Source organism: Paenibacillus sp. FSL L8-0708, from assembly GCF_038009325.1.
In the GTDB taxonomy this organism is placed as follows: Bacteria; Bacillota; Bacilli; order Paenibacillales; family Paenibacillaceae; genus Paenibacillus_AQ; species Paenibacillus_AQ odorifer.
Genome location: NZ_JBBPBC010000001.1, coordinates 4,969,654 through 4,988,722 on the forward strand (window position 1 = coordinate 4,969,654; position 19,069 = coordinate 4,988,722).

The following is a 19,069-nucleotide window of genomic DNA, read 5'->3' on the forward strand; positions in this document are numbered from 1 at the left end:
AAAAGAAGCCCCAGCAGCGTGATGCATACTGGAGCTTCTTTAAGTTTCATTCCATACTCAGAACAACGAGACAGGAATAAGCTTTCTTCCTCCCTTGATCAGGGTCGATTCCAGCATGTCCCCTTTGACGCCTCCAAAATAAAGCTGCCAATACACGCCAAAGCGCACGCTGACATCATTCTTCACCAGCTCCGGCGGCGTAACAATCAGCCATTGGAATTTGAGCGCCTTGGAAATTTCAAAGACGGGGTCAAGCACGTTATTGGAGACCATTTCTCCGAAAGGATTGTCATATAAAAAGACCGTCCAGCCTTTATTCTCACGATTCACCCGTTTATGCGTCATGATCATCATTGCGACCAGCAGCTGTACAGATTGACGTTGCCCACCACTGCCGACTGCTTCATCCAGTGCGCCGCGATTAATAATCTCCCAGTCCGAATAATGATAATCTTCCGGTGCGGCGTAGAGGAAATAATTCTCCGTTACCGGTTTATACACTTGAAGTATCGGAAAGCGGTTCTGCAGCGCTGCATAGACAATTCGTCCGTCATTAATAACCTCTTTGATTACCAGCGCCGGCACTTGTTCTATCTTGGGATACTTTTTGAGCAATTCATTGATGCATTGATTGAAGTAGTCACTCACCATCGGCTCTACCTCATCGCTTGTTCTTGGCACATTGATATTCTTGTAGTTCAGACGTACCAGCGGGAAGGCATAATTATTCTCGTTATGAATAATCATCCGGCGTTCCATTCGCTTCATAATATCAATGATTTGAACCACTCGTAGAGATGCCCGGCCAACCCACATCTTGCGGGAGAGATCCATGCCTTCCTTATCGCTTTGAATGCTCTCGATCTGATCGCGCGAACTGCGTAGCATGGAATCTAGGACTTGCAGTGCAATGGCGAAATTATCCCAATGGACCGTATTCAATCGATCTAGAATCTTGGTCTCCAGTTCGGAATTCCGTTCATTTTTCGCAAGTTTTTCGGTTAAGGAATTTTTCTCTTCCTTCACCTTTTTGGAGATCTCATCCTGTCTAATCCGGCTATCCTTAATGCGGAGAAGCCAGTCGGCTACTAGAGGCTCGCAGCTTTCTCTAACCCTCAGCGTTATTTCTTCTGGCACACTCCGTAGGTTGACGCGATCCTCAATATGCGCGTTCATTATTTTGATTTGATTGGATAAAGTCTGAAGGAGGACATCGATTCGGTCCAAGGATCTTTTACACTGATTAAGCATAAGCTCATTCGCTTGGCAGCGCTCCTGAATTTCTGTCTCCTTATCCCCTAGCGCCTCATTCCAAAGCTCCACGGCACGTTCATGTTTCTCTTTGATCCCCTTCTCTACTTTGCGCAACTCTTTCTGCAAGTTCTCCAATTCAGTCTGGCAGCGGATGTAACCGTCGTGAACAATCTGATAGTCTTCCTCCAACGAAGTAGTATCCGTCTTTTGGTGATTTCTTGCAGCCATAATGGTCTCAGACGTTTCCGTAGGTTCAGTCGCCTTCCGCCAATTCACATCCACTTGATTCAGGCTGGATTCAAGCTCAGCCAGATTCTCGCTTGCTGCTTTAATCTGTGCAGCTCTTGTCCGAACTTCCAGTTCATTTTCAGTTAATGATTGCTGTAGACTTTCCACGGTACTGAGCTGCTGCAAGAGAAGATTCTGCTCTACAGGATCTATAGGTATGACTTCTCCTTCATCAGAAAGCTGGTGATCTGTTGGGAAAACTATCTCAGGAAACCATCGTTGCAGTCTGGGGAACATCGCATATTCGGTTTCTCTCGTCCATTTATTGCGTTGTCCACTCAAGCTTTCCATTTGCACCTTTAGGTGTTCAAGCTGCTGATCTTTACCTGCTAACTCTTTGCTCACCAGATTCTTTCGTTCGATTATTTTTTGTTTTTCCTTATAATCTTGTTCCTGTTTCTTCGTCCGTTCAATCCAAGCTTGCAGAACCCCCGCTCTCTGCTCATGCTCCACACTTAGAACTTTGTTCTCAGCGAGCTCCCGTCCGATCCGGGTAAGCGTCCCTTCGTTCTCATCCATCTCATGGCTCAGATTGTTAATGCTCTGCTGAAGTTCAGCCTGCAGTTTAATAAGGGCATCCTGCTTGGCTGTAAGCGTCATGGTATTCTCGGTTTGGAATAAACGTTCATATTCTTGACGCACCGATTTTAACTTAGATAAATAAGCTTCAGAGTCCTGAAGGATCTGCTCCTGTTCTTTGAGCTTCCCCTGAATACTGCTCTTCCAATCCTGGAAACGATCCGGCTGCAAGACCATTTGCGGCCCTTGATTCGCAAAAAGCATGAAGGATGCTTGATCTTGATGCGAAGCTGCCATCTCTTCACGGATAAAGATCGGCACCGCTGATTTAAGCAAGGTGTCCTTCATCAGTTCCGGCTGAATTTTATCAGCTTCGCGCCGGGTCATAATCAAACTATATGGAAGTAACGGATATTGCTCCAGTTCTTCCTCACGTTCAAGATACGGACGGTCATTTAAGTAGGAACTACCTAGTGTTGATTGAATCTTTAACGAATCGAGTGTATCTTTGACCGTCAGAATATCTGAATTGGGTAGCCAGTAGGATTGGTTCTGAAGTTCCACATCCATGAGCTGATTATAGTAATCCCTTCTGGAACGTTTAGTCTGTTGCTCTACTTCATCTATTTTTCGGATAAAACGTGCCGGGATAACATCTTGTTCTTCAAAAAGGCCAGTAGCTCCTAAACGATTATGCTCTTCATACATTTCCAGCAGTACAACGAGCTGTGACCATAATTGGGATTCTTTCTGAGTCTGTGACTCAAGCAGAACCCCAAGCTCGTCCGCTTCACGCTCATAAGAACGCCGTTTCTCACTCAGCTCAGCATGACTCTTATGCAGTGCCAGCTTCCGAATCTCTTCCTGCTTGTGCTGTTCTTCCAAGTCTCCAATGTCTTGAAGAATCGTTTTGGCCGCTGAGATCGTACGCTGCAGGGCAGCTGCCGGAGAATGGGCGGCATCCTGCCCATATTGGGCTGCGAATGCTCCGAGTTCTTCCGTGTATTGGCGAATAGATAAGGTCAAATCATTGATCTGATTATCCAGCCCGGCCAGCTCTACCAAGAAACTTTCCCTTTCCTTGCGCAATCTTCTCTCTTCCGCCGTTAGGTCTTGCTGTGCTGTCCCAAACTCTCTGATCGTTTGCTGCCAGAGATTAAACACCACATCCCACTGTTTCCGCAGCTGTTCCTTGGCTGCCTGAATGACCTCCTGCCGTTCTTTCATCTCCAGAGAACCTTCGATAGCTTGAATTTCTTTTTGCCACTGCTCAATTTGCCGGGTATGGAGCAACCGTTTAGCCAGAAAATAAGCTACTTCAAGCTTCTTCTCTTGCGCTTTGGAATCCTCCAGCCGACCACGCGCACGGCTCTGATCATCACTGAGCTTCTTAAACTCTTCTTGCTTCAGTTCCGTTTCTTCCTTGTTGCGTAAGTATTTAAGATTGTCTGTCTCAAAGCGCAATTGCTTCGCATCCTGATAACGTCCAGCCAGTTCATCAGCAATCTTACTTCGCTCAGCTTCTGCATTTCTCTGCTCTTCATAGATAACCGTATAGATTTGGCGTCCACGTAATTCCGTTTCTTGAACTACGTTTTCTGCTTCCACGCCTAGTTTTACCAGCTCATAAAGTGGTGCAGCCATACTAAGAAACTCTGTATAGACCTGCTCCCGCTGTTCAAGCATCGGCAAGCGCTGAGCCACTGTTGCTGTATCGATAAACATCCGCTGCAGCGTATTGTCGTCTTCCTTTAATCCTTCATTCAGACTAGATCCGATTTCAGGAATAATCAGCTTTTCGAACAAGTTATGATTGGTGAAGGCATCATTTTTTTTAAAATAACCTTTGATACCGCCCTCTTCACCATTGATCCGCCGCATATTACGCCACTCGGCGATATGGATATCCCGGGTAGCCAGGAAGTCATAATATCTTTTCAAATCCGAGCTATGGCTGCCAAAAGGTACAATCTCTCCCCGCCGATCGCGCACAAATTGCTGGATCGTTTCAAAACTCGTAGGTTCAGCAGTCACCTCGTTAAATAACGGCAACGTTGATAGCGTAAGTTCAGCCGCTTCACCGTAATCTGTAAGTGCGTACAGCAAGTAATCCACTTTGATATCCTGCTGATCAAGCGAATTATGTGCCGTCATAGCGATTCCCGTGGTCATATACTCATTGCGCTCATTGTTGTCGAGATGCCATTCGATAGCTACGTGAAAAGTGTACGGTTTAAGTTGTTTTTTATGATTATGAAAAAAAGCCTCAACCTGGTTCTCACCGTCTTTGCCCCATGGTGTTTTGGGCATCAATAGCTGGAAAATAGATTGCAGCAGTACGCCCTTTCCACCGCCATTCATGAGCGTAATAAGCGTATTAGCGGGTCCCTCTTCGTTACAGAGGTCCAGAATCATGTCGTCGTATTTCTTGAGCATCTTCTCGTATTTAAGTCCTGTAATTCGTATGCGTTCAATCCGCGGCATAGGTAGCACCGTCTTTCTCAGCTAAAGTTCTTCCAATGAGGCTCTTTAATTCCTGGTATCGATCGACATCATGATATAAATAACGCATTCTCTCATAAAGCTCTTCCCGAGGAAAGATACGCTTCTCTGTCTCAGAGATGAATACGAGCTTCTCCTCCTCCAGAAGTTTCATGCCTTCATGAATCAGCCCAATTCGTGAGCCTGCGCCTCTGGTCAGAAGATCACTCTCTTCCTGACTCTTAGTCTGCATGTAAAGACTGGTCCATACCTTAAACATCGCTTGGATATCAAGCTGCCACTGCTGGCTGAATCGTCCTTCCTCATCCATCTGAATCCACGTCTGAAAGAGAGAGGACACCTGATCAGCAATTTGAATATAGGACATACTGTCCTGCCCCGACTTAAAATGAGTCTCATCCTGATCCATTTCGGCCAGAAAAACCAGAATAATAATATTGATAATATGTAAGTGAGTTTTACGCTCAACACGTGAATATTTGTTCTTCAACTGGGTGAAATTGGTTGCAAACACTGACCCCAGCGGATTAACTAGCAGATGGAGACGGTGCCCGGAATTCATCACCCGACAGCCCCCTTCTTTAGCAACGTACTGAAGTGCATCATAAGTTCCTGCATCCTGAAGGCATTCTGCCGCTGCAGGGTCATCGAGAGGAATTACTTTTTTACGGAGCAATTCAAAAAATAGCCGCGAAGCTTGCTGTACCTGTTCTAATGTATAACTCATGTTAGTAACTTCTCACCTCTCCACGATCGTAATCATATATGGACTCATATCCAGACCAGAACACCGTACCCCTGAGGCTGGTTCTGGAGCAATGCTCGTCCGCAGCGTTTTGCCGCGTAAACTCTCCAACAGAAGATCTTCTGCAAGTACATATTGGATTAGCTGTTGGCATTCATCAGAAACGCCGCTACCACCTTCTGGTGCCTGTTCCTGCACTAAAATATCTGTATGAAAAAACTGCACCCACAGATCAACAGCATCCGGTGTGTTTGCCCACCCTGTTAGTTCTTCGGCGGAAAAAGCGTCTGCAGTAAAGGTAAAGCTTCCCTGCTCAGCCAAGGCAGCAAAAACCGGCTGCCACAGCTCTACTACTTTTGCCCATGGAATACCTTTAGGAATATATTGAACAGGCTCTGTGTCCACCTCATCTTCGAAATCATCCATCACTAAGTCGGGGATAAACCCTACCTCTTGTTCCTCCCAAGCCCAAGGAAGCGGATAAACGAAGTCCTGATTCGGAGCGAATAATCCGCTGAGCAGCAGTTCAAGACTGTCACCGCTTGGCAGACCCTCTTCTTTCACCCATTCCTCCCATACATGTGTACGGAAGTTAAACCCGGCTGCTCCCCAGAATAATTCAGGGAAGTTCAACCTTAAATTGGTCTCCATCTCAAAAATATTCAATACTACCTCAGCCAGCTCATCGTGTACACGCCTAGAAAGCTCGACTCGTTCAGAGAGAATACGGATCTCATTGAAGTCGATCACGTCTTTCTCATCATTGGCCAGCCGGGCCAGAGAACGGTGAATACTGTCAAAATGTTTGCGTTCCTCCTCGAACTGATGATGAATCTCTTCGAGTCGCTGATGCCGAGCTACTCCGAATTCACTAAAAATATGCTTCGGATTGCGGCGTAACGCATTGCGGTATTCTTGCTGTTGCTGGGTCATCTTGCGGACACGGGAGATCAGTTCATTAACATCCTGAAGAGCCCGAGTTACGCGCCCATGCTTTATATGCATTTGAATCTCGAGCAGTTTGATGCTGATCTGAAATTCATCAATAATCTCATGGCTCATAAAAATGAGCTCCATTGCATATTCAGAGAGACGATAGATGGTTCTGCCGTTCTCTTCCCAACTGCTGCGAGTCGCATCCTCGTCCACCGTGAAATACTTATATTTCTGCACGGACATTTGCCGGGTCACATCATCATAGAAAAAGGATTCGAAATCCCCACCATTCCCGCTCCACAATAAACCGTCCACGAGACGCTCTACGGATTCGGTAGTCCCAAGATTGGCGATATTAAAACGTTCCAGCGCAGTCCAAGTAAGCTCAATAATATCCTCTTTGGATCTTCTCTCATTCGATTCTAGCTCCAGATAATAGACTTGCAGCAGAACGCTTAAAGATACCATTTCTTTGTAAGGTTGGATTTCGCCAAGGTTCATGCCAGCCCCCAAATTCCACAGGGGATTCAATCGTTTGTTTCGTTCGCCAAAATCCGACCAATTCATCTTTCTGCTAACCTCGCCATCACTTCATAATTTAAAATTTCCTGCGGAACTCTCCGATCCTCTTTTCCCTGTTCGGACAACCCCATACTTGTTCTCGATTCCCTCACTAAAAGAAATAAAACCCCTATACATCCTGTATAGGGTTCTGAAGCACGGGAATATATGTTTCTATTATAACAATCCTACAAAGGTTATGCTATTTTTGTTAAACAAAATAATAGATTCTAGCCGGATGACAAAGATCGCAGAATTACAGGGAGAAATGCCCTGATTTTTCTGTTGAAGCTTCATTAACCCTTATAGACTCCGCAAAAAAAAGACTGCCCCAAAATCATGAAATGGCTGAATGGGACCGCCCTTTTTATTAACTACTCGGCAACTCCTGGCGTAAACGCCATACAATACTGCTCAAGTGAACTATTAGGTAGAGGAATGACCTTAACCGTACGGAACTGATAATGCTCATAAATGGGCAAATTGCTCGGTGTCTGTGTCTCTAATGTACATAACGTATTGCTCATACGACATTCCGCGAGTAGCGGTGTCATGATTTTTGATACATATCCTTGACCTCGATATTGATCCTGCACTGCAAGCATATCCAAATGTTTATACTTCTGATCCCCAAACATTGATAACCACAAGGAACTCATACTACACAAAATAGATAAACCACGTATAAATCCTCGCACCCCAATGATTCGGCAAATCGGTAATGACTTAATTATCGCAAGGACTATCTGTTTCATATACCTGACGTTCGAAATCACTGTCCCTGTCTGACGCTCCGAATGGAACACTAAAGCCACTGCTTCAAAGTGAGTAGAAGTCGTTAGTAAATCCGTATATGGATACAACATCTCAATGTAACGATGAAAAAAAATATTCAACACGCGTAATCGGGTTGATTCATCAGGCAAGATATGCTGATATAACGGATCATTTTTGGCAAATGCTTCGGCCAGAACACTGGCTGCTCTTGGAATATCATGCTGCTGAATTTTTAGTAATGTACTACAAATAGTTCCACCTCATTTAATAGTCTTACGAATTAGTATAACTCGTTCAATTGAATATGGCACGATGGTTCTATTGTCATTTCTTTATTGAATACGATATGATTGAAAAGATTACAAAAATACTGGGAGGTAAAATGGAAGATATTATACTGTGGCTTAAATACTTGTTTCTAGGGTTTGTTCAAGGGGCAACTGAGCCAATCCCCGTCTCTTCGAGCGGCCATTTGATCATCGCACAGAAATTGCTAGGCTTAAAACAAAATGGGCTATCATTTGAAATCTTAACAAATACGGCTTCACTAATTGCGATTTGTTTTATTTTCCGCAAAGATATCGGAAGATTGATCACTGGATTCGTTCAATTTATTCTGACCCGCAAAGAGGAATATAAGTCGGATTTCCTGTTCTCTTTGTACATCATCATCGGTACCTTGCCTGCGGTAATTGTTGCCTTACTCTTCAAGGATCAGATTGAGGATATCTTCTCGTCGGTTCATACCGTATCCATCGCCTTGCTGGTTACAGGGGTAGCTTTATGGTTGATCCGTAACCTTCGCGGACGTAAACAAGATGGTGACTTAAAAGCGAAGGATGCAGTTATAGTCGGACTTGCCCAAGCAGTCGCCCTTATTCCTGGGATAAGCCGCTCTGGTGCAACTGTCATCTCTTCCATCGCTGTGGGAATGAAGCAAGAAACTGCCTTACGCTTTTCTTTTATGCTTTATATTCCTGTCAGTTTGGGCGGACTCGTTATGGGCGCATCTGATATTGCCCACGATCCTAACCGCTCGCAGCTAGCCATTCCATACTTGATTGCATTTATTACTACACTTATCGTTACTTATTTCTCCATGCGCTGGTTTATGGGGATTATGGCTAAAGGTAATTTGAAGTATTTCTCTTATTACTGCTTCTTAGCTGGGATACTTCTCCTCATCTTTATGTAAGACATAATTTCAACTGAAAAACCTCATGACAATCTCTGAGATCACAGAGAGAGCATGAGGTTTTTTTATATTATTTCAACATGGATATTACTTCATCGCTCGACCGGATCTTACCTATGCGAGGGAAGATAGTTTTGCATACATAATCATGTTCTTCTTTAGCCATCGCGGTCATAGCATCTTCTACAAAAACTTGATGATAACCAAGCTGATAAGCTTCTCTAGCAGTAGTATCCACACCAATCGAGGTAGAAATACCACATAATACGATCGTGTCTATTCCGCGGCGTCGTAACTGCAAATCAAGATCTGTACCGAAAAATGCCCCCCACTGCCGTTTGGTAATCAGATGTGCATTTTTGATATTCGCTAATTCTGGTACGATGTCGTCCCAACCTTCTGGATAGGTCACGGAATTCATTTTCAAATCAGTTTTAGGTTTAAGCATATCTTGCCCATCTAGCCATGACACCCTCACCAGAACAACAAATCCTCCTTTCTCGGTAAAGGATTGGGCTAATTTGCTGGCATTCTCAACCACCTGAGCACTTGTATGCGGCCCCTGCTTTGGACTGTGGACAATTCCTTGCTGCAAGTCGATCACGACTAGCGCCGTTTTACTTGCCTCAATACTTTCAGATGCTAAGCTTGTTAATTCTTCCATTGTCTTCTCTCCGATTACTATCAATTTTTGTATACTACAATTACCCTATATTACCCAATAGGTGTCCCATTAGGTAATTTAATATCTGGCTTCAAGAGAACCACATCCCCTTTATCCGGTATTCCTCCAAGAACTAATACTTCTGATTGGAAACCCGCAATATTTCGAGCAGGAAAGTTAACTACCCCAATGATTTGTTGCCCTACAATCTCTTCGGCCCTATATCGTTTAGTAATCTGTGCACTTGATGTTTTGCTTCCGATATCTGGTCCAAAATCAATTTGGAGTTTAATCGCAGGTATTTTTGCTTTTTCAAAAAACTCCGCTTTAATAATTGTTCCAACACGAATATCAAGTTTCAAAAAATCGTCAATAGTTACCATTTGCCATCCCCCTATTTAGCTAAATATTTTCCGACTGCTTATTTACTTATTTTGAATGTTGTACTTTAAAGATTTCGCCCAAAAATACATTCCCATACCGAATAAGGTTATTATGCCACCTATAAACTGGAATAACGATATAGTTTCCCCTAATAATAGATATGCAAGGACTATAGCAAGAACAGGCTCACCAATAATCCCAACCGAGACAGTAGTTGCTCCAATCGACTTTAACAAAAGGTTAAAGATGTATTGACCAAAAATAGTTGGAATTATTGCAAGAAGCAAAAAATAAATCCAATCTGATGAAGCATAATTAATTAATGAGACATTATTTATCAAATTGTACACGAGCATAACAGTACCACCAATAAAAAAGACGAAAATGCTGTATAGACTTGCATTGATTTTGCCGCTTACTTTTTGCCCGGCCAACAGATAGACTGAAGCAAAGAATGTGCCAATTAACGATAAACCATCGCCGATTAGTGCATCTTTCGAAACCCATATGTCTCCCCATGCAATAACAATCGAACCTAAAAGAGCAACAATCAGGCAAAAAACGGTTAGTAGGTTAACATGTTCTTTGAATAAAAAGTAAGACCCCATCATAACAAATAGCGGCTGTAACGATAAGATCACCATGGAGCTTGCAACTGAAGTATAGACCAATGATTCCATCCAGAATAAAAAGTGTAACCCTAGAAATAGGCCGGATAAAATAACGATGACCCAATCTTTTTTATTCATCTCAGTAGAACGAGCCATTTTCCCAGATGTAAAACAGAGCATGATGATTACAGAAATAAACAATCTATACATCCCAGCCACTGAAGTAGGTGTATCTGAAAGTTTAATCATGATTGAAGAGATAGAAACGGACAAGATACTGATAAATAACAGAATAAACGGATGAAATAGTATAGACGGTTTATTTGAACTAACCATAGTTCCTCCAAAATGTGTGACAATCCCTGTGCACAGAATTGTATGATAAGTCTAGGCTGGATATAATAATATCACCGTCAGGGTCTATATTGTGCAACTATATCTTTAATTTATATAGAAATATCGTCAAATAAGGAGAATAAGCACTTTGAAAAAGCAATTGCACGAAGCCATTCAATTTCCTGATGATGCATTTCCATACATCATGTACACTCATACCAATTATGAATCTATTCCTAATGGCAGAGGGGTTAACGATCTACATTGGCACCAAGAACTACAAATTACTTTAGTGACCAAAGGGAAACTAACCATACAAGTCAACGGAATCAATTATGATTTAGAAGCAGGTCAGGCCATCTTTATTAATAAGAGCGTACTTCATATTGTTACATACCTTAACCAAGAGGGTGAATATGTTAGTTTTAACTTCCCAGAGAAGTTACTTGCCTTTTATTCTGATAGTGCAATGGAAAAAAAGTATGTACTTCCGTATACCAATTCATTCTTGTTAAGTTTAGAAATCAAAGGAGATAAGGACTGGCATAATCAAATCCTACAAATTCTTTGGGCTATGAAAAAAGAATTTGAATCGAAAAAAAAATGGGGATGGGAGTACGAAGTTTCTATCAAAACAGTCCAGTTATGGTTAATCCTTATATCAAATTTTTCTCTATCCTCTGAGAAATCGTCTAAATATAACAGACTCCAGCAAGAGAGACTACAATTAATGCTTAGTTTTATTCACAAAAACTATTCTAATAATTTGACATTGAAGGAAATAGCAGATACAGCACATCTAAGTGTATCGGAGTGCACTCGAGGTTTTAAGAAAAGTATCCATATGACTCCGTATTTCTACTTAATTAAATATCGCATTAATAAAAGCTGTGATTTGTTAATAGCAACTGACTACACGATAACTGAAATCGCACAGCGAGTTGGTTTCAATAACGCAAATCACTTTATCCAGTCTTTTAAAAAACACTTAAATATAACTCCTAAGGAGTTCAGAAAAATTAGAAATGAACGAACTTAAAAAATCAAAAAAGCAGAGTCGATCACTTTGTCTGATTGCCTTGTGTTAGCGTAATTTCGATGTCCTTCGTAAATCTCGAATATATTTCCAAGACACAAGCTTAATGTTTTCATTTTCTAATAGTCTATGATTTCGGGATCGCCATATAAACGATATCCCACTCTTTTCCAATAAAGTTACATTTATATCTTCAACCTTTTCGTCCTGCATGAATTAGTGTTCAATTCTACTATATGATAAACTTGCAAGAAGTTATCTGCTATTTATCTATTAATAAAGGAGCGGAAAAATGAGATGGGCAAAAAGAAAAAAACATTACCCGCCAATTTTGCCGAGCTGGTTAAAACGAATGATATATCTGCCTTAAAAGAGGTATTTGAGCTATGCGAATGGGATGCCCGTGGGGGTTACAGCAAAGGTACCGCCCTCAGCTTCCGGCAAATACCGGATGAAATGGTTTCCTGGCTTGTGGAGCAGGGTGCTGACATCAACGCTGCCGACAACTATAAGCGCACCCCTCTTCATGCTCAGGCTGCAACCTGGTCCGGAAATGTCCCCTTACTCCTTGAACTAGGTGCAGATATGGAAGCCCTGGATTACCAGAATGAGACACCGCTGCACTCAGCAGCAGCTTCTTACAAAACAAAAGTAGTGCGGGATCTGGTGGTACGCGGCGCAAATGTCCATGCAGAAAATAACCGAAAAAACACACCTCTCGCCAAAGGATTGTTACAATGCCGGAATATCGATATAGTTCACATGGCAGAAATCTCGCGTATTATGCTGGATGCAGGAGCAGTAATCACGCCGGAGATGAAGGAATCCGTGCGGCGTATCGGCAAGGATTTTGAATTCGTCAGAACAAATTACAATAAAGATCGACTGGATGAAACGGCAAATGCTCTCCTGGAGCTGTACCGGCAATTTGATGTCGAGCCTATAGCGAAACTGCAGAGACATGATGGAATCTCTCCTATCGAGGTAACGGAAGCCGCATGGCCCGCACAGCACCAAGAGCTGTGGGATTTTCTCGTCCCTGCTTCAGGACACGCGACAACGGTGCAGGGTGAGGTTATCCGCATCACAGGGCGGGTGTCTCATGAAATCCTTAATAATGGCGGAGGAAACTGGGATGCCGGTTACCGTAAAATGCTGGATGCACTGATACGGCATTTTAGCACGGGAACACCTTTAGAGCCCGTCCTTCTTCAAGAAGCAACATCACTCGCCAAACGGTTCCGCAACATCGCTGGCAATGAGCAACCGGCCAGATTATGCGAGCTGGCGGTGCAATGGGTACTTGCCAATCCTCAGCCTATTTCTATGACACAACCCGATTATTCCCGTTAAGTCTATCCTGAATCCTTAACGTGTCTATTATCTAACTAAAGAAAACAAAGAAACGCCCCGAAGAAAAAAACTTTGGGGCATCAATTCACATAAATTCTAGATCCAACAAGTTTTAAGGATAATGACGAGAAGAATGTAAAGCACAAGAATCGTACCCGTTGATGTCCAAGGATTAATACAAACTGGAGCCTTTTTTTGTTCTTGAACGCCCCCAACACAGTTATACCCCATTTAAATCCCTCCCTAATTATTTTTTTTAATTTCACAACAGCATATGACTATGTATCATCAAGTGATTGGGCATTAAACAACTTTGCCGCTTGTATCTAAGTCTATGATTCTATTCATTTTCTTAACTTGACAAGCATCCATAACTTTATGCTAATATAGACAAATCAATAACGTTGATATATCATCTATTCTTCAATTAGGAGAGATCATATGGATTCAAGAGAACCTTTAGGTTTGGTCATTCGAGATTTGCATTTAGAAATAGCAAATTATTTAACAAAGTTACTTGCTCCTTTTCGACTTGCACCTGAACAGCATCTACTTATGGCTCTGATGCTTGAGAAAGAAGGTCTATCTCAGAACGAGATTGCTGCTAATCTTGGTAAGGACAAAGCCAGTGTTGCCCGAATGATCGCCAGCTTAGAGAGCAAAGGTTACATACACAAAGTAACAAGTGCGCAAGATCGCCGAGCGGTAAATGTATATGTAACAGAAGAAGGACGGAAATTAGAGAATACTATAAATGAGGTGACGGTCAATTTAAACGAAATTATCGAGTCAGGATTATCTGCTTCAGATTACTCAACGTTAAAGACTTTGCTAACACATGTGCTGAATAATGTAAGAAGTGCTTAAAGCATTTCTCTCCCCCTTATAGTTGATATATCATCTATCATGCAAAAATAATCCGAATCAAAATTCTGAAAAGAGGTTCATCATTATCATGGAATCAACATCAACTGTTCAAGTTAAACGTCCCGCTCTTATGGCCTTCTCGCTTATGCTAGGTGCATTCGTCGGGCTATTCAGTGAAACCGCCTTAAACATGGCTTTTACAAATTTAATGGATGAATTTTCAATCAACGCCTCAACGGTTCAGTGGCTAACCACAGGATATTTACTTGTATTAGGTATCCTCGTTCCAATATCCGCCCTATTAATGCAATGGTTTACCACTAGACAATTATTCACAGCTTCCTTGCTATTATCTATCGTCGGTACATTAATTGCTGCCCTCTCGCCTAATTTCACCTCATTATTAATTGCACGATTAGTGCAAGCCTTAGGGACAGGCTTATTGCTTCCATTAATGACCAATATTATTCTTATTATTTTTCCTGCACATAAACGCGGAACTGTCATGGGAATGATGGGACTCGTTATTATGTGTGCACCGGCCCTTGGACCTACTCTATCTGGTTTAATTGTAGATCATTTTGGCTGGGAGTATATCTTTTGGATAAGCTTACCTTTATTGTTATTTACATTAGGTTTCGGATTAACATTCATCAAAAATGTAGCCAACATCACAAAACCTAAAATTGATATTTTATCCATCTTGCTTTCTACTCTTGGATTTGGTGGAATCGTCTTTGGTTTTAGTAACTTTGCTGATCATTCTTTGAGTGAAATCATTGTTTTGCTGCCTCTTATTGTTGGTTTCATCAGCTTAATCTTGTTTGTATTACGGCAATTTAAATTGGAAACCCCAATGCTGAATTTACGGGTATTTAAATATCCCATGTTTACGATAGGTCTTATAATGCTCTTTTTAGGAATGATGATCATTTTATCTTCTGCAATTTTATTACCTTTATATTTAAAAGGAGGTTTATTGTTATCGGCCACAATGGCGGGTACTCTACTTCTTCCAGGCAGTGTTATTAACGGGGCTATGGCTCCAGTTACGGGTAGAGTATTCGATAAATACGGTCCGAAATTATTGCTGCCGCTTGGATTTTTTATCGCAACCATTGCTGGTTTTCTATTTACAAGAAACTCTACTGAAACCAGTAGCCTAACCTTTATTTTAATACACTGCGCAATGTTTATCGGATTAGCTATGGTCATTATGCCCGCTCAAACCAATGGGTTAAATCAATTACCCGTGAAATACTATCCGGATGGGGCTGCTGTTATGAGTACACTTCAGCAAATTGCAGGTGCTCTTGGTACAACGTTCGCTGTTACGCTAATGTCTAGCGGACAAACACGATTCGCAAACACACATCCAACCGCTGCACAGCCTGAAATATTAACCGCTGGAATTACACATGCTTACTTATTTATCGCAGCAATTGCAGGTATTGGATTGATTATATCGTTATTTGTGAAGCGTATTCGAGTGTATTGATTTGTATGTGAAAAAGACAGTGGACATGAACTGCCCGCTGTCTTTTTTTTAAGTATAACCCTAAGGCTTTAACTCATATGTTTTTCATAAAAAACTAATGTTAAGTTGTCATTTATTTTTTTGGTTTCCCCCGTGCTTCTATACCCTAACTTTTCATATAAATAGCAATTCCTTTGCTCCTGTATAATACTATCCAGCTCCCATTTCTTTGCATCTTTATATCTCTGTTCAATCATTGCAAAAACCTGCTGGGCAATCCCCTTCCCATGATGTTCTGGCAATATAAAGATGATGCTGACCCGATAAGTTTTATTATCCTTTTTAACGATACGGACACCGCCCACAGCAATATCAAAATACTTAATCATATAATAATCTGCAAAAGTCTGATTAATTCGATCCCTGATTTGTTCCACAGATTCATTGGCTGGGCTGGTTTCATAATCTTTATATTTCTCCAGCAATGGCATAAAGGCTTTGACTTGCATTTCATGAATAAACTCTGCGTCGCTCGCGTCTGCTTTAGATAAAGAAATCTCCATAAAGTTATACCCCTCCGAAAGTTAGTAAATATATAAGCTGTCAGATATTCTTTTTATCCTCCGGTTTAGAGGAATCTCTAAAAGAGCCCAAGATCCCCGTAAACAGTCCAATTAATCCAACAAAAACGCCTATCCCGCGACCACCCTCATAGGCCAATATCACAACTACTCCAAACAATGTAATGTGAAGACCAAAAATTTGAGTTTGTAGGACACTAGGCCGGATAAAATCTAATAATGCTCCTGCGTGAAACATTACAACAACTAGCACAATTAGAGCGGTTAAGATCCATAATCCTAAACTAATCATCCTTACCTCCATTAAAATTTATTATTCACTAGGCACTCCTGATTTCAAATAAAGACACTTGAGTCACTCGGCTCCAGCGTCTTATCATGTTGATTTATGGTTTGTTTTTGGGAAGGATATAGAGCGTTCCGTCTTCTTTATATTCAGCATAGGCAATATCCTCAATGCAATTATAACCCTGCTCTCTGACGCGTTCCTGAATCTGCTCCTTGTTCATCGATCTGCCCCGCATGGACTCTTCCAGTACCCTGCCTTTATCAATAACTGTTATGGAAAAAGCAGAAGACTGCTCAGCTTCAGACTTGCGCATAACCGATAGAGAGCCGTTCGTTTCAAGCAGAGCATACCGCACTTCACTTAGGGAAAAGATATTTTGTTGCCTCAGCATGAACAATAGCTGGGTATACTCAATATCGTATTTCTCCAACAAATCCTGATTCACTTTGCCATCGTCAATTAGCAGCACTGTCCGGCCTTCCGCCATGTTCCCGAATTTCACAAAATGGGTGGTCACCTTTTCGAACAGATAAGATAATGCGGTCCAAATAAAAAGAGCAAACAGCAGATGCCAGATCTTTACCTCATCATCATATATCGTATTGCCGACAATTTCACTTAAAATCAATGAAGACAGAAAATCGAGTGGTGTCAATTGACTAAGCGTCTTGCGGCCGGTAATAAAGGTAATGATCCACAAACCAAAAAAGCTGATGACCAATTTGACGCCTATAGATACAAATATCTCCATTGCTGCACCTCCAGATGGGACTCGTACAGGCTCGTTACCCTTTTTACACGAAATCCATTCATGAGAGGTATTACACACTCCTAGTGGGGTATAAACAGCAAAAGATACTCTCTGCAACTTGCCTATGTTGGGATAGTTATAAGGAACGTTGTCCCTTTGCCTTTTTCACTATCGACTTCAATAGTTCCTTTCACTTTATCGACGGTACTGTAGACCATAAGCATACCCAGCCCCGTTCCTTCTGCTTTAGTCGAATAATACGGCTTACCGAGTCGCGATATTTCATCTTTAGTCATACCGACTCCGTTATCTTTAATACTGATCATAATATTTTGTTTTTTTTCAAATATATCGATAAATAGCGTACCGCCATCGGTTTCCTTCATCGCTTCTATACCGTTTTTATATAAATTAATTAGACACTGCTGAATCTGGTTTCGGTCATAGTTTTTATTTAACGAATTATTAAAACTAAATTGGACATCTACTTTGTGCATAGTGGCATAAGGCATTATGATATTTTTAGTATATTCTGATTCTGCCTTCATATTGGAGTAAACCATGTTTTCAGATTGTGGCTTGGCAAAGGAGAGATAATCACTTACAATTTTTTCTGCTCGCTGTAGCTCTTGTAGAGATAACTCTACAAAGCCCTTTTCCTCTGGCGTCATCGTTTTAGATTTATTTAATAGCTGCAAAAAACCACTAGTCACTGTAAGTGGATTTCTGATTTCATGGGATACACTTGCCGCTAGCTCGCTGACGACATTTAATCTTTCCGATTGAACAATCCGTTCCCGATTTTTAATATTGGAGATAATCTTCTCAATCAAAATCATAATGACACTCATCACCCCAACATGAGTTGTCAACGCATTTAATGAAAGAATCCAAAATTGCCTGTCTAAGGAATCCTGAACAAAACCTAAAATTAACAGATAAACCCCCATAATTAGCAAAGCAATCAGACTTGCCGCAATCACACGGCCCTTCGATGGTAATTTTAAAAATCTATTTTTATATAACGGCACCAAAATCAGAATCGCTGTCGCAAATAGAAACGAATAAAATACTCCACCTCCACCCACATAGAATCTGTAAGCATTCAAAATAATATATAGAGGAAGAACGTTCCTATATCCTCCAAACAGTGCCACAATAATAAACGGAATGTACCTTAAATCAAAAATATAGCCAATTTCAAGTCTGATAGGTTTTGCAATACAGAGACTCATGGTCACTGCAGACATAAAAACGAGAATCAATCTATTGTAGGAATAGGCCCGATTCTCAAAGAATATTAGAAATGTTAATACTGGAAAAAGCAAAAACAAAAAATTTAAAAGTAGGGTTTCAAACAAGAGATGACTTCCTTTCAGCCTTTTGCTGCGTAAATGAATATATTCAAGGTTATATTAAGAGTTTTAGATCATTACCTAAGCTAACATTATAAGTCACAGTATTGACTATACACTATGTATTTCTCAACCATTTTTCAAATAATCCCAAAAAATCATACTATAGAACCACAATTAGCAAAAAAATACAGACATCTGAAGTCTGTGTGGGGTCATCAATTTTCGTATTCCTGAATATCTAAATTGTAAACTGTACCTTCGTAGTTTTTAAGGGCTCATAAATCTAGAGCTGCCACCTTTACATCCCATAACCGTAATCGAAATTGTAACGTCGGTTGGGTTTGTCCTTGTCATTTTTGTTATAGTATTAGTTTCACCTACGAGGATTAGAAAACTCGGTTTAATCGTAGCCTCTATATTAACATTACTTTTGCTTTTATCCTTTGCGATTCGTCCCGTTTGGATCCCACCAGAAGGCAAATCTCCTGAGGAAGGAACGCATTCGGAAATGAATCATTAAGTTGTCTTACACAGAAAACAGCCATCCCCTCAGGATGGCCGGTTTTTATTTCACTAAAAATCCGT

At 41.3% G+C, this 19,069-nt stretch carries 18 protein-coding genes; 6 read left to right on the plus strand and 12 right to left on the minus strand.

Annotated features, from left to right (window positions below):
- Positions 1 to 57 precede the first annotated feature (57 nt).
- The 4 genes from NYE58_RS23755 to NYE58_RS23770 form a co-directional block, all read right to left on the minus strand.
- On the minus strand, positions 58 to 4,545 hold the full coding sequence (locus NYE58_RS23755) for a hypothetical protein (protein ID WP_341003154.1): 4,488 nt from the start codon (positions 4,543 to 4,545) through the stop codon (positions 58 to 60).
- A complete protein-coding gene (locus NYE58_RS23760) occupies positions 4,532 to 5,290 on the minus strand; it encodes a DUF6063 family protein (protein WP_076190642.1) in 759 nt (252 codons plus the stop codon). The genes NYE58_RS23755 and NYE58_RS23760 overlap by 14 nt, the downstream gene beginning before the upstream one ends.
- Positions 5,291 to 5,302: 12 nt before the next feature.
- A complete protein-coding gene (locus NYE58_RS23765) occupies positions 5,303 to 6,811 on the minus strand; it encodes a hypothetical protein (RefSeq protein ID WP_143766408.1) in 1,509 nt (502 codons plus the stop codon).
- A 368-nt stretch (positions 6,812 to 7,179) separates the two neighbouring features.
- On the minus strand, positions 7,180 to 7,560 hold the full coding sequence (locus NYE58_RS23770; protein ID WP_341003155.1) for a GNAT family N-acetyltransferase: 381 nt from the start codon (positions 7,558 to 7,560) through the stop codon (positions 7,180 to 7,182).
- Positions 7,561 to 7,658: 98 nt separating this feature from the next.
- Between NYE58_RS23770 and NYE58_RS23775 the strand changes: the two genes are divergently transcribed.
- Together NYE58_RS23775 and NYE58_RS23780 are read left to right on the plus strand one after the other, a co-directional pair.
- Positions 7,659 to 7,835 (plus strand): hypothetical protein, encoded by a 177-nt coding sequence (locus NYE58_RS23775; protein ID WP_256717547.1) that lies wholly within the window; start codon positions 7,659 to 7,661, stop codon positions 7,833 to 7,835.
- Between the two features lie 129 nt (positions 7,836 to 7,964).
- Positions 7,965 to 8,777, plus strand: a complete 813-nt coding sequence (locus NYE58_RS23780) for an undecaprenyl-diphosphate phosphatase (protein WP_036688882.1) — start codon at positions 7,965 to 7,967, stop codon at positions 8,775 to 8,777.
- Positions 8,778 to 8,847: 70 nt separating this feature from the next.
- Here the strand turns inward: NYE58_RS23780 and NYE58_RS23785 are convergent, their stop codons facing one another.
- The 3 genes from NYE58_RS23785 to NYE58_RS23795 are packed head-to-tail and all read right to left on the minus strand — an operon-like array spanning position 8,848 to position 10,685.
- On the minus strand, positions 8,848 to 9,441 hold the full coding sequence (locus tag NYE58_RS23785; RefSeq protein WP_076127313.1) for a hydrolase: 594 nt from the start codon (positions 9,439 to 9,441) through the stop codon (positions 8,848 to 8,850).
- A 50-nt stretch (positions 9,442 to 9,491) separates the two neighbouring features.
- Entirely contained in the window at positions 9,492 to 9,824 is a 333-nt protein-coding gene (gene csaA / locus NYE58_RS23790; protein ID WP_341003156.1) for a chaperone CsaA, read from the minus strand.
- A 42-nt stretch (positions 9,825 to 9,866) separates the two neighbouring features.
- Positions 9,867 to 10,685, minus strand: a complete 819-nt coding sequence (locus NYE58_RS23795) for a DMT family transporter (RefSeq protein ID WP_341003157.1) — start codon at positions 10,683 to 10,685, stop codon at positions 9,867 to 9,869.
- Positions 10,686 to 10,920: 235 nt separating this feature from the next.
- Between NYE58_RS23795 and NYE58_RS23800 the strand changes: the two genes are divergently transcribed.
- Positions 10,921 to 11,811 (plus strand): AraC family transcriptional regulator, encoded by an 891-nt coding sequence (locus NYE58_RS23800; RefSeq protein ID WP_341003158.1) that lies wholly within the window; start codon positions 10,921 to 10,923, stop codon positions 11,809 to 11,811.
- 294 nt (positions 11,812 to 12,105) lie between these two features.
- Positions 12,106 to 13,161, plus strand: a complete 1,056-nt coding sequence (locus NYE58_RS23805; RefSeq protein ID WP_341003159.1) for an ankyrin repeat domain-containing protein — start codon at positions 12,106 to 12,108, stop codon at positions 13,159 to 13,161.
- A gap of 96 nt (positions 13,162 to 13,257) precedes the next feature.
- On the opposite strand, the gene NYE58_RS23810 is transcribed toward NYE58_RS23805, so the two are convergent.
- On the minus strand, positions 13,258 to 13,338 hold the full coding sequence (locus tag NYE58_RS23810; protein ID WP_232061537.1) for a YjcZ family sporulation protein: 81 nt from the start codon (positions 13,336 to 13,338) through the stop codon (positions 13,258 to 13,260).
- 264 nt (positions 13,339 to 13,602) lie between these two features.
- Here NYE58_RS23810 and NYE58_RS23815 point away from each other — a divergent pair, with 264 nt between their 5' ends.
- Positions 13,603 to 14,028, plus strand: a complete 426-nt coding sequence (locus NYE58_RS23815) for a MarR family winged helix-turn-helix transcriptional regulator (protein WP_076183004.1) — start codon at positions 13,603 to 13,605, stop codon at positions 14,026 to 14,028.
- An 82-nt stretch (positions 14,029 to 14,110) separates the two neighbouring features.
- Positions 14,111 to 15,526: an MDR family MFS transporter gene (locus NYE58_RS23820; protein WP_341004294.1), complete on the plus strand. Its 1,416-nt coding sequence runs from the start codon at positions 14,111 to 14,113 to the stop codon at positions 15,524 to 15,526.
- 68 nt (positions 15,527 to 15,594) lie between these two features.
- Here NYE58_RS23820 and NYE58_RS23825 read toward each other — a convergent pair whose 3' ends face one another.
- The 4 genes from NYE58_RS23825 to NYE58_RS23840 form a co-directional block, all read right to left on the minus strand.
- Positions 15,595 to 16,068, minus strand: coding sequence for a GNAT family N-acetyltransferase (locus tag NYE58_RS23825; protein WP_341003160.1), 474 nt, complete (start codon positions 16,066 to 16,068; stop codon positions 15,595 to 15,597).
- A 40-nt stretch (positions 16,069 to 16,108) separates the two neighbouring features.
- Positions 16,109 to 16,378, minus strand: coding sequence for a hypothetical protein (locus tag NYE58_RS23830; RefSeq protein ID WP_248548548.1), 270 nt, complete (start codon positions 16,376 to 16,378; stop codon positions 16,109 to 16,111).
- Between the two features lie 94 nt (positions 16,379 to 16,472).
- Positions 16,473 to 17,126, minus strand: a complete 654-nt coding sequence (locus NYE58_RS23835; protein WP_076304880.1) for a DUF421 domain-containing protein — start codon at positions 17,124 to 17,126, stop codon at positions 16,473 to 16,475.
- A gap of 122 nt (positions 17,127 to 17,248) precedes the next feature.
- Positions 17,249 to 18,487 carry an ATP-binding protein gene (locus tag NYE58_RS23840; RefSeq protein ID WP_076127331.1) on the minus strand — a complete coding sequence of 413 codons (1,239 nt, stop codon included), beginning with the start codon at positions 18,485 to 18,487 and terminating at the stop codon, positions 17,249 to 17,251.
- Positions 18,488 to 19,069: the final 582 nt, after the last annotated feature.

What these genes read in the sequence shown, in the direction of transcription:
- NYE58_RS23805 (WP_341003159.1), top strand. Translation starts at nt 12,106, where the DNA reads ATGGGCAAAAAGAAAAAAACATTACCCGCCAATTTTGCCGAGCTGGTT.
- NYE58_RS23830 (WP_248548548.1), bottom strand. Translation starts at nt 16,378, where the DNA reads ATGATTAGTTTAGGATTATGGATCTTAACCGCTCTAATTGTGCTAGTT.
- NYE58_RS23795 (WP_341003157.1), bottom strand. Translation starts at nt 10,685, where the DNA reads ATGATTAAACTTTCAGATACACCTACTTCAGTGGCTGGGATGTATAGA.
- NYE58_RS23755 (WP_341003154.1), bottom strand. Translation starts at nt 4,545, where the DNA reads ATGCCGCGGATTGAACGCATACGAATTACAGGACTTAAATACGAGAAG.
- NYE58_RS23835 (WP_076304880.1), bottom strand. Translation starts at nt 17,126, where the DNA reads ATGGAGATATTTGTATCTATAGGCGTCAAATTGGTCATCAGCTTTTTT.
- NYE58_RS23770 (WP_341003155.1), bottom strand. Translation starts at nt 7,560, where the DNA reads ATGAAACAGATAGTCCTTGCGATAATTAAGTCATTACCGATTTGCCGA.
- NYE58_RS23825 (WP_341003160.1), bottom strand. Translation starts at nt 16,068, where the DNA reads ATGGAGATTTCTTTATCTAAAGCAGACGCGAGCGACGCAGAGTTTATT.
- NYE58_RS23815 (WP_076183004.1), top strand. Translation starts at nt 13,603, where the DNA reads ATGGATTCAAGAGAACCTTTAGGTTTGGTCATTCGAGATTTGCATTTA.
- NYE58_RS23785 (WP_076127313.1), bottom strand. Translation starts at nt 9,441, where the DNA reads ATGGAAGAATTAACAAGCTTAGCATCTGAAAGTATTGAGGCAAGTAAA.
- csaA (WP_341003156.1), bottom strand. Translation starts at nt 9,824, where the DNA reads ATGGTAACTATTGACGATTTTTTGAAACTTGATATTCGTGTTGGAACA.
- NYE58_RS23760 (WP_076190642.1), bottom strand. Translation starts at nt 5,290, where the DNA reads ATGAGTTATACATTAGAACAGGTACAGCAAGCTTCGCGGCTATTTTTT.
- NYE58_RS23765 (WP_143766408.1), bottom strand. Translation starts at nt 6,811, where the DNA reads ATGAATTGGTCGGATTTTGGCGAACGAAACAAACGATTGAATCCCCTG.
- NYE58_RS23775 (WP_256717547.1), top strand. Translation starts at nt 7,659, where the DNA reads ATGGATACAACATCTCAATGTAACGATGAAAAAAAATATTCAACACGC.
- NYE58_RS23780 (WP_036688882.1), top strand. Translation starts at nt 7,965, where the DNA reads ATGGAAGATATTATACTGTGGCTTAAATACTTGTTTCTAGGGTTTGTT.